The organism is Vibrio sp. 10N.261.55.A7, assembly GCF_002877365.1.
Lineage (GTDB): Bacteria > Pseudomonadota > Gammaproteobacteria > Enterobacterales > Vibrionaceae > Vibrio.
This window is the reverse complement of the sequence record NZ_MCWZ01000135.1, coordinates 1-10,599: the sequence shown is the minus strand read 5'-3', so window position 1 is coordinate 10,599 and position 10,599 is coordinate 1. Positions and strand designations below refer to the sequence as shown.

At 44.2% G+C, this 10,599-nt stretch carries 7 protein-coding genes; 4 read left to right on the top strand and 3 right to left on the bottom strand.

Annotated elements, in window-relative coordinates; all coding sequences use genetic code 11:
- Positions 1-333: 333 nt before the first annotated feature.
- The gene (locus BCU12_RS08785) at positions 334-1,011 is read left to right on the top strand and encodes a MaoC family dehydratase (RefSeq protein ID WP_102403956.1); all 678 of its coding nucleotides are present in this window, start codon (positions 334-336) and stop codon (positions 1,009-1,011) included.
- Between the two features lie 62 nt (positions 1,012-1,073).
- Here the strand turns inward: BCU12_RS08785 and BCU12_RS08780 are convergent, their stop codons facing one another.
- Positions 1,074-1,889 (bottom strand): phosphate ABC transporter substrate-binding protein, encoded by an 816-nt coding sequence (locus BCU12_RS08780; RefSeq protein ID WP_102403955.1) that lies wholly within the window; start codon positions 1,887-1,889, stop codon positions 1,074-1,076.
- A gap of 138 nt (positions 1,890-2,027) precedes the next feature.
- On the opposite strand from BCU12_RS08780, the gene BCU12_RS08775 reads away from it, so the two are divergent.
- Positions 2,028-2,375, top strand: a complete 348-nt coding sequence (locus tag BCU12_RS08775) for a DUF3024 domain-containing protein (RefSeq protein ID WP_102403954.1) — start codon at positions 2,028-2,030, stop codon at positions 2,373-2,375.
- A 63-nt stretch (positions 2,376-2,438) separates the two neighbouring features.
- On the opposite strand, the gene rnb is transcribed toward BCU12_RS08775, so the two are convergent.
- On the bottom strand, positions 2,439-4,454 hold the full coding sequence (gene rnb / locus BCU12_RS08770) for an exoribonuclease II (RefSeq protein ID WP_102403953.1): 2,016 nt from the start codon (positions 4,452-4,454) through the stop codon (positions 2,439-2,441).
- Positions 4,455-4,824: 370 nt separating this feature from the next.
- On the opposite strand from rnb, the gene BCU12_RS08765 reads away from it, so the two are divergent.
- The gene (locus BCU12_RS08765; RefSeq protein WP_102403952.1) at positions 4,825-6,813 is read left to right on the top strand and encodes a DEAD/DEAH box helicase; all 1,989 of its coding nucleotides are present in this window, start codon (positions 4,825-4,827) and stop codon (positions 6,811-6,813) included.
- 90 nt (positions 6,814-6,903) lie between these two features.
- On the opposite strand, the gene BCU12_RS08760 is transcribed toward BCU12_RS08765, so the two are convergent.
- Positions 6,904-8,424: an aldehyde dehydrogenase family protein gene (locus BCU12_RS08760; RefSeq protein ID WP_102403951.1), complete on the bottom strand. Its 1,521-nt coding sequence runs from the start codon at positions 8,422-8,424 to the stop codon at positions 6,904-6,906.
- A gap of 371 nt (positions 8,425-8,795) precedes the next feature.
- On the opposite strand from BCU12_RS08760, the gene BCU12_RS08755 reads away from it, so the two are divergent.
- Positions 8,796-10,559 carry a sigma-54-dependent Fis family transcriptional regulator gene (locus BCU12_RS08755; protein WP_102403950.1) on the top strand — a complete coding sequence of 588 codons (1,764 nt, stop codon included), beginning with the start codon at positions 8,796-8,798 and terminating at the stop codon, positions 10,557-10,559.
- The last annotated feature ends 40 nt before the right edge of the window (positions 10,560-10,599 follow it).

Below are 10,599 nucleotides of genomic sequence, written 5' to 3'. Positions count from 1 at the left end.
CTCAGCCATCTCTCCGTAGGGCGCTTATAATAGATATCGGCACGATTGTTGTAAAGACAAATATCCTATCTAACTGTTTGATTGATTAACTAATAACCATGTCAATAGTGTGCCAGAAGTGCGATCCAGTAAGCGTTTTCTATGTAATTATCGTAATATGAAACTAATATAGAGCAACCCAATAAAATAATGTTTTATTTGTAACCTTATGATTAATATTGATTTAAGTTATGTCGGGGTACAGATGTACGCCCGAAAGTAATTGCACGTAACTGTGAAGTGCTTCAAAATATAACGTGTTAGTTGGTATTCGAGTTTAATTTTGAGGTTTTTATGAAAGTCGCGAATCTTTTTAAGCATCGTGGTGAGTCTATGTCAAAGCATCACGCAGAGTTTTTGCAGTGGATGTCTCCAACAGTGCGTATGTACTGGGAAGAGCTTTTGACGAAGACGAATAATAGCCAACTGTTCGCTTGGATGAAAGACTTTCAGCAGCCCGCTATTAATGAAGACGCGCCTATAGCAGAGCCCATTGTATTAAAGCCAGAAGCGCAAGTGGTTTATGATGAACTGCAACTGAAATTAGGCGAAGTGATTCATACCGGAGACTGGCTGCTCATCGACCAGAAGCGCATTGACCAGTTTGGTCATATTACCGAAGATATGCAGTGGATTCATACCGACCCCGCCCGCGCAGAAGAAGAGTCGCCATTCAAAACGACTATTGCTCATGGATTCTTAACATTGGCGTTGTTGCCACGTTTGACTGATAGCGTTGATGAAGAAAACTCATTATTCCCGACCGCAAAGTTAGTGGTCAATTTAGGAATGAATCAAGTACGTTTTCCATACCCAGTTAAATCAGGTAATAACGTACGAGCGGTAAGCCGATTGACTAAAGTCACACCCATTAAGAAAGGGCTTGAGATTGAACGCGAAGTGAAGGTTGAGATCGAAGGCATTCGCAGGCCTGGTTGTGTCGTGACATCAGTGATTCAGTTACAGTTTTAATTGAGTGCAACATACGAATTAAAAAAGGAGAGCATCGGCTCTCCTTTTTGCATTTTGTGGGCTTATTTTACAGGAGTATAACCATACTCTTTTATAAGGTGCTTCGCTTCGTCTGTTTTGAGGTAACGCAGGAACCCTTGGGCTTCATCTGAGATATTCTCTTGTTTGTAAACCACCAAGAATGGTCGGTATAGAGTATAATCTCCCGATGCTATATTTTTGCTAGTGGCTTGAGTACCTTCGAAAGTTAATGCTCGGATAGACTTATCGACGGAGCCTTTTGACACAAAGCCAATGGCTTGTTTGTTGTGGTTAACGAGTGTTTTAACCATGCTATTGCTGTTTACGACAATGTTACGGTTACTGATGTCAGAGACGAGACGGTCGTTGATGACCTTGGTTAGGCCTAGCATACTTTCGAAGCTGTAACGGCTCCCAGAAGACGCTTCACGAGTCACGACAGCGATTTCTTGGTCCGCTCCTCCGAGTTCTTTCCAATTCGTCATTTCACCTTTGTAAATTTTATATAGCTGTTCACGTGTAATGTCAGCAACGCTATTGGCATTATTGACAACAACAGCGAGACCATCAAAGGCTAAAGGTGAAACGATTAAGGTTTCATTCTGCTCTCGTTCTGTTAAATAACGTGAACTCATACCAATCTCTACAACACCCTTATCAACTAATGTTAAGCCCGCTGTTGAACCAATGGACTGAACGGCGATAAATGATTCAGGGTGCTTAGCATTGTACTCTTCTGCAAGTACATCCATGACTCGAGCAACAGAAGTTGACCCCGATACGTTGACCTCTGCAGCAAAGGTGGAACCAGCAGATAAGGTGACTGAAAAAAGAGTAGCGAGCGCGACTCGAAACATAATGTGCTCCGTAGAAAGTTAATTTTTAAGTATCTTATGTCGGATTGATGACAGTTTTGTGAAAGTCAGCCAAGATGGAAATTTAACTTATGATTATCATGCTATGGACTAGAATTACAAAAAGGTGAGGGAGGTTGAATGAGCTTAGTTAATTTATTGCAAAAGCAAGTTGAAAGCCGTGCCCGAGCGCTTTGTCATAGCCGTAACCGAAGCTTGCCTGTTGAATTGGGTAAATCCGATTATGAGCCTCTGAATAACGGGGTTCAGTTTATTAAACAACATTACTTACTCGATTCTAGCCATTGCGATTACTCGAGTAATGTTGCACGGATAATGTGGAATACCGAGGCAGAGCATTGGGAGTTGACCATTCCAAGCGAAGAGGGAGAAGAGTGGATCCCCTACCCATTTTTGTTTAAAAGTATGGATTTAACGGCATTGACTCGTGAAGTCGAGAAAGACCCTAAATCCTATATTTGGGAATGAATGTACAAAGGAAAAAGCGCTGATATTCAGCGCTTTTTCAATTTCAATGTGAACAACAATGAATTATTCAGATTGTTGTTCTGTATCAGCAGAATCTGTCGAGTTTGGCGTCTCTAAAGGGAAGTCTTGAGTCGGCTTGGCAACGATGTTTCGGTTTTCCAAGTTGACTTCAGCAAGTACGACTTCTAACGTGTCGCCTAGTCGATAGACTAAGTTTTTATCGACTGACAACGTACCATTTTCCGCATTAATCTCTAAGCGCTCTTTATTGTTCACGACCAGCGAACCTGGAATAAATGCCGCTGCACCGTTCTCTAGCAAACGTATGCGCATACCCGCTCGGTTAATATCGAAGATTTCACCAGTAAAGACGGTTTTCTTGCTTGGTTCTTCAATCAGAGTACGAGCATACAGCCAATCTCCAACATTGCGCTCTGCAATTTTATGGTGCTTGCGATGGAGTGCCATTTCATCACCAACAGTGTCATCGGGTGTTTGAACCGGTTCTTTACCCAAAATATGCGCTTTAAGCATACGGTGGTTGATCATGTCACCATATTTACGAATAGGAGAGGTCCAAGTCGCATAGATATCAAGCCCCATTGCATAGTGTGGTAGAGGTTGGTTGCCCATTTCACTGTATGCTTGTGCTTTTCGGATGCGGTTGTCTAAGTAACTCGTTTCCTGAGTACCTAACCAGCGGCGAAGAGCCGCAAAGCCTTCAAGTGTTTCAATGCTTTCGGCCGTGTATGGAAGTTCACCTTCTGGATTGACTAACTCGATAACATCGGCAATCTTCTCTGGCTTAAAACCAGAGTGCGTATTGAATACACCCGTATTGAAGTTAGACTTTAGCGTTTTACCCGCACAGATATTGGCTGTGATCATCGCCTCTTCCACAAGGCGGTTAGCACTGCGACGCATGTCTGCGTGAATCGCGACAACGTCGTTGGTTTCGCTTAATTCAAATCGGTAGTCTGGGCGGTCAGGGAAAACCACTGCGTTGGTTGAACGCCAGTTAGCTCTTGCTTGAGAAAATTCATACAAGTCTTTTACTACAGACTCAATCTCTTCAGTTGGTTGCCATTCATCACTCTTGCCTTCTTCAATCCAGTCAGAAACGTGATCGTATATAAGGCGTGCGTGAGACTTAATATTGGCAGAGAAGAACGTAATGTCGTCGCCAATCGTACCGTCTTTACTTACGGTAACTGAGCAGCATAGTGCTGGGCGCACTTCATTCTCTATCAACGAACATAGCTCATCAGCCAGATCGCGAGGGAGCATTGGGATGTTACGCCCCGGCATATAAATGGTGAAGCCACGCTCACGGGCTACCTTATCCATTTCGTCATCAGGAGTTATATAGGCCGTTGGATCAGCAATCGCGATAGTGAGTTCGAAGTCGCCGTTATCGTTTTTCTTAGCGAATAGTGCGTCGTCCATGTCTTTGGTTGACGCGCCATCAATTGTCACAAAGGGTGTTTCAGTCATATCGATACGCTGTAAATCAGCATCGTCTTTGATTTCCCAGTGATCAATACCAGCAGGTTCACTGTTTGGGAGATCATTTTGTGCAAGCGTTACCCACCAAGGTGCGATCTTGTCGTCAGCATCAGTGATCTTTTCTGAAATTTCGACAAAGAATCCATTCTCTCCATTTAGCGGGTGATGAATTAGATGCGCGACAACCCAATCACCTTCAGCAAAGTGTTCTGGATTCAGGCCCTTTTTCACTTTTGCTTTAAAAGACTGTTTCTTCAGTTGTGGGTGATCAGGAGAAACATTCAGTTTGCCCTTGAATAACTTAACGCGCCCTATAAAGCGTGATAACCCTTGCTCAACCAATTCCTGGGGTTCTGCGACTTCTTTTTCTTTCTCTGTGCGGATGATCGCGACAACCTTATCGCCATGAAGACACTTCTTCATATACGGTGGCGGAATGAAAAAGCTGGTCTTGTTGTCCACCTCAAGAAAGCCAAAACCTTTGTCTGTGGCCTTGATGGTTCCTTCTTTCTTAGGAAGGTTCTCTTGAATTTGTTGCTTAAGTTGAGCTAATAGCGGGTTATCTTGGAGCATTTTTTCACTTCTTAGGAGTTTGATTGCGCACACTATAATCTTTGAGGGAGTGTATGGCTATAACAAAGAGTCGCTTTCATGACTCTTAGCAGGGCGGTTGAATTGGTTGTTTTAACAACACTAACGGAAGAAAGTGACGCTTATGTGACCATGACGATGTGGAAAGAGAGAAAATTGTGATGTATTTCAATTTTTTCTGGCTTTTTTTGTGAGTTTAAGGAATAATCCGCCTCCCTTAAGTTGTCGTCCCTAGCGGCTTGATGCATTTTAAAACTTATCTGCATCTGAATGGAATCAGCTCAAAACTGGATTGGATTTGGAATTGGTAGAGCTCGTGGGACCTTTCGTTAATTAATATAGTGGGATCTCCATGCAAGACCAAGAAGTACAAATCAAGTTCAGTGAATTAGACCTGAGCCAAGACATCCTTTCAGCTTTAGACGCAATGGGTTTTGTTTCACCAACACCTATTCAAGCTGCAGCAATTCCTCACCTTATTGAAGGTAAAGACCTGCTAGGTAAAGCACAAACAGGTACTGGTAAAACAGCCGCATTCTCTCTTCCTCTACTAAGCAAGTTAAATCTTGACCAACGTAAGCCTCAAGCTATCGTTCTAGCACCAACACGTGAGCTAGCAATTCAAGTAGCAGCAGAAGTGAAAAACCTTGGTAAAAACATCAAGGGCCTAAAAGTTTTAGAAATATACGGTGGTGCTTCTATCGTTGATCAAATGCGTGCTCTTAAATCTGGCGCACACATTGTCGTTGGTACTCCAGGCCGTGTACAAGACCTTATCAACCGTGACCGTCTACACCTAGACGAAGTGGCAACATTCGTTCTTGATGAAGCAGATGAAATGCTGAACATGGGCTTTGTTGATGACGTAACATGGATCATGGAAAAGTCTCCAGAAACTGCGCAACGCGTATTGTTCTCTGCGACTATGCCTCCAATGCTGAAAAACATTGTACAACGCTTCCTACGTAACCCAGAGCACGTTGATGTTGCGGGTAAAAACCACACGGTTGATAAAGTAGAGCAGCAATACTGGGTTGTAAAAGGCATTGAGAAAGACGAAGCAATGTCTCGTCTTCTTGAAACTGAAGAAACAGACGCATCAATCGTATTCGTCCGTACACGTCAAGACACTGAGCGCCTGGCCGATTGGCTATTAGCACGCGGCTTCAAAGCAGCGGCTCTACACGGTGACATTCCACAATCTCAACGTGAGCGCACGGTAGACAACATCAAGCAAGGTGTTATCGATATCCTAGTTGCAACTGACGTTGTTGCTCGTGGCCTTGATGTTCCACGTATCACACACGTATTCAACTACGACATCCCATTTGATGTTGAGTCATACATCCACCGTATCGGTCGTACAGGTCGTGCAGGACGTAAAGGTAAAGCAATTCTACTTGTTCGCCCTAACCAAATTCGCATGCTACGTACTATCGAGCGTGTCACTAAGTCTTCAATGGAAGAGATTCAACTTCCAGAGCGTGACAAAGTTGCAGCAGCACGTTTAGTTAAGCTTGGTGCTGAACTAGAAGCTGAAAAAGAACATAAAGCGATTGAGAAGTTCTCTGAGCTTGTTGAGAAACTGCAAGAGTCTCTAGAAATTGATGCAGCAACACTTGCGGCAATTCTACTTAAGCGTCAACAAGGTAAGCGTCCACTGTTTTATGTTGGTGCTGACCCAATGATCGCAGCGGTAGAGCGTGATAAGCAACGTCGTAAAGAGCGTCGTGATAATCCTCGTGAAGGCGGTCGTAGTTTCAATACCCAAGATTGGGATACTTACCAACTTCAAGTGGGTCGTGAGCAAGGTGTTCAAGTTAAAGACATCGTTGGCGCATTGGCAAACGAACTTGGCCTAGTTAAAGGCTCTATCGGTGCAATTAAACTGGCTCAAGGTCAAACTTACGTTCAGCTTCCTAAAGCAATGAACTCTGAGACAGCTGGTAAGCTTGCTAAGCTTCGCATTCGTCAGAAAGAAGTTGGCGCAGTAGTGTGTGACTTTGATGATTTCCGTGAATCACGCGGTGGCCGTGGTGGTGAACGTCGTAGTAACGGTGGTGGTTACCGTGGAAACCGTGAAGGTGGACGTGGTGGCGAAGGTCACCGTGGTCGTCGTGAAGGCGGACATCGTGGCAGTCGTGATGGTGGAACCGCTGGAAATGGTGGTAATGGCGGTGGTTACCGTGGCAATCGTGAAGGCGGTCGTGATGGAAACCGTGAAGGCGGCAACCGCGATGGCGAACGTCGTTTTGACCGCAACCGTGGTGGCGACAACCGTGGTAACTACCGTGGTGAACGTGGTCATGGTCGTCGTAGCAACAGCAGCAGCGAATCATAATCACCTTGCATGACAAGATAGATTAAAAAATCCCCACTAGAGATAGTGGGGATTTTTGTTTTCTGAGGACAAACGTCCTATCAGATTCTTCTAGAAGAATCCTAGAGGGTTAGTGTCGTAGCTAATGAGCAAGTTTTTGGTATTTTGGTAATGATCCAGCATCATCTTGTGCGTCTCACGACCGATACCCGATTTCTTATAACCACCAAAGGCTGCATGTGCAGGGTAGGCGTGATAACAGTTAACCCAAATACGTCCTGCTTCAATATTGCGGCCCATTCTGTAAGCTAGGTTTGCGTCACGTGTCCACACCCCAGCACCTAATCCATATTCTGTGTCATTGGCAATCTCTAACGCTTCTGCTTCATCTTTAAAGGTCGTGATGGCAATGACAGGGCCAAAGATCTCTTCCTGAAACACACGCATTTTATTATGGCCCTTAAGCATGGTTGGCTGAATGTAGAAACCGTTACCTAAGCCATCTTCGGGTTCCGCAATTTCGCCGCCCACTAACACCTGAGCCCCTTCTTGCTTACCAATTTCTAGGTAGCTAAGAATCTTATCGAACTGCTCTTTCGAAGCTTGAGCTCCCACTTGAGTCTCAGTATCCAGTGGGTTGCCTTGTTTGATAGTTTTCGCTCGCTCAGTGACCTTGGCAATGAATTTCTCATAAACAGATTCATGGATCAAAACACGAGATGGACAAGTACAAACCTCACCTTGGTTAAAGAACGCAAGCAAGATGCCCTCGACACATTTATCTAAGTAGCTATCTTCATGATCGAAGATGTCGGCAAAGTAGATGTTTGGCGACTTACCACCCAATTCCACTGTCGATGGAATCAGGCTGTCAGCTGCGCATTTGAGGATGTGGTTCCCTATTTCTGTTGAGCCAGTGAAGGCAAGCTTTGCAATGCGCTTACTGGTTGCAAGGGCTTGACCGGCTTCACTGCCGAATCCGTTAACGACATTGATAACTCCAGCAGGAACAAGGTCACCAATTTTCTCCATCAAGACTAAAATAGAAACAGGTGTTTGCTCTGCGGGTTTTAGAACCACACAACAACCTGCAGCAAGGGCTGGGGCCAGTTTCCACGCCGCCATAAGCATTGGGAAATTCCACGGAATAATCTGGCCAACCACACCAATAGGCTCTGGGAAGTGGTAACTTGCCGTATTGGTATCAAGTTCGGCAGCGCTTCCTTCTTGCGCTCGAATACAGCCTGCAAAGTATCTAAAATGATCAACAATTAACGGAAGATCGGCGGCGAGCGTTTCACGTACTGGTTTTCCATTCTCCCAGGTTTCCGCAACAGCCAACTCTTCTAAATGCTCTTCAATTCTATCGGCGATTTTAAGTAATGTATTAGAGCGTTCAGTCACACTTGTCGATGCCCAACCTTGGCGAGCGGCATGCGCTGCATCTAACGCTAAATCGATATCAGCTTTGGTTGAACGAGCAACCTTACAGAAGTTTTCGCCAGTAACAGGAGAACCGTTATCGAAGTATTTCCCTTCAACTGGAGCCACCCATTCCCCACCAATATAGTTATTGTATTGAGAGTGAAAGCTCATGACCGATTCATCGCTTCCTGGCTGTGCATAAATCATAATTCGTTCCTTCTATGTTGACTGATATGTTCATGGTTTTTGTTTAAAACACGCGAAATGCGAGTTTTCTTTTCCTATACATAAACGCAAATCACACGCCAACGATGAATTGTTTGTTGTTAATAAGTTGTAAAACTATGATTGCAAAAAGGTAAAATTAGAAATGGTAAAGTAACAGGCAGAAAAGGACGCGTGTTAGGCCTGTTCAACTGTTCCATTCTGGCACACCAACGTTGTTTCAAGCTTGAACAGTTTCTATAAACCGCCTTACTTACTATGTGAGATGGATTAACGACAAGCGATCAAACGAGATCATCAGTATGTTTACTCTGAGTGGGCAATGATATCTCCACAATTTTAAGGTAGAAGACATGCAACTGCAGAACAATGAAATTCCAAATTGGCTAAGTTCATCTTGGGGCCGAAGTGTGGATGCTGGTTTGAAGCAACGTCGTTTACCAGAGGATTCTCGTGTGTCGTCTGCGCTACTAAAAGAGCGTCGACATAAAACCAAAACCATCATTAATGTCGTTGAAACATATGCGCTGCCGCTGTTTAATCAAGTGTTTGCTCAGACAGACAGCCGCTTGATATTGACTGATGAAGAAGGGGTGATCACCGCCAGTTGGGGGCAACCAAGATTTAAAGAAAAGCTTACGTCTATTGCATTAGGCAGTGGTGTCTGTTGGTTAGAAAGACTCAAAGGAACCAATGCGATAGGAACAGCAATTGTTGAATCTAAGCCTATCTCTGTCATCGGTGATCAGCACTTTATCAAGCAGCACCAATTCATCAGTTGCTCAGCCAGCCCGTTGTTTGACCATAAAGGTGAACTGGTGGGTGTATTGGATATTACCAGCGAGCAAAAAAAGCATGACATTTCGACTCAAGTTCTCATACAAAACATGGTTCAGTTGATAGAGAATCATTTGCTAAGCCATATACCGAAAGGCGCTATTCGAGTGGATTTAGCGTGTGAAAAGTCGCTGTTAAACAGTGGGTGGCAAGGAATACTGATTGCCGACGAAAGCGGTCATATCTTGGCGCACAACCAAACCGCACTGCACCTACTGTCTCAACCGTCGGTTATCGGGCATTCCATTGATGCATTTGTTAAATCTAGTCATTCTGAGTCGGGTTTGGTGTTTGAAACCAAAAATATCAATCCCGCCCAAAAGCGTCAAGTGATGGTGGCTTCATGTGAACTGCATGAAGGGGATGCTCAAATAGAATTGGCGTGGCAACAAGCAACGAAGGTGATCGATAAAGACATAAGCCTATTGATCTTAGGTGAAACAGGTGTTGGTAAAAGTGAACTGGTTAAACAGCTTCATCAACGAAGCTCACGAAAGAATGCCCCCCTAATAACAGTCAACTGCGGTGCATTGCCTAAAGATCTTATCGAATCTGAGCTGTTTGGACACGTTGGCGGGGCATTTACAGGCGCTAGCAATAAAGGATTTATAGGAAAGGTACGACAGGCGAATAATGGGATCCTTTTCTTAGATGAAATTGCCGATATGCCTCTCGAGGCGCAATGCCGTTTGTTGCATGTTCTTCAAGAGAAGGTGGTTGTTCCCGTAGGATCAACACAAAGCCACCATGTGGATATTCAGGTGGTGGCTGCCACACATAAAAACATTGAACAGTTAGTGGAAATCGGTGCGTTTAGGCAAGATCTTTATTATCGAATAAATGGCCTCACGATTGAGTTACCCACGTTGAATCAAAGGCAAGATAAACGGGCATTAATTGAAACAGTGCACAGAAAGTATGCACAACCACAGCAACGAATTAGCGAATCTCTAATGTCGGCGTTTTTGCAGTATTCATGGCCTGGTAACGTTCGGGAGTTGGATAATCTACTCAAGGTTTCAGCGTTACTCGCGAGTGATGATGAGGTGCTTACATTGGAACATTTGCCGAACCATCTCGCTCAGCAATTTCATTGTCGCTCCAAGGCCTCTTCATCAGGCACATCTGAAGAGGCTAAGGATCTTAAGTCCACCATTGAACACACATTAATTGAGACGTTTAAAGAGACACAAGGAAACGTCAGTAAGACTTCTAGGCTATTAGGTGTGAGTCGAAACACTATTTACCGGAAACTTAAGGTACTTGGGCTTATCAACTAAATAGCATTAAAGGGTAACTGATAGCATCCAGTTATCCTTC

Coding starts and splice junctions, on each gene's coding strand:
- BCU12_RS08785 (WP_102403956.1), top strand. CDS start 334: ATGAAAGTCGCGAATCTTTTTAAGCATCGTGGTGAGTCTATGTCAAAG.
- BCU12_RS08780 (WP_102403955.1), bottom strand. CDS start 1,889: ATGTTTCGAGTCGCGCTCGCTACTCTTTTTTCAGTCACCTTATCTGCT.
- BCU12_RS08775 (WP_102403954.1), top strand. CDS start 2,028: ATGAGCTTAGTTAATTTATTGCAAAAGCAAGTTGAAAGCCGTGCCCGA.
- rnb (WP_102403953.1), bottom strand. CDS start 4,454: ATGCTCCAAGATAACCCGCTATTAGCTCAACTTAAGCAACAAATTCAA.
- BCU12_RS08765 (WP_102403952.1), top strand. CDS start 4,825: ATGCAAGACCAAGAAGTACAAATCAAGTTCAGTGAATTAGACCTGAGC.
- BCU12_RS08760 (WP_102403951.1), bottom strand. CDS start 8,424: ATGATTTATGCACAGCCAGGAAGCGATGAATCGGTCATGAGCTTTCAC.
- BCU12_RS08755 (WP_102403950.1), top strand. CDS start 8,796: ATGCAACTGCAGAACAATGAAATTCCAAATTGGCTAAGTTCATCTTGG.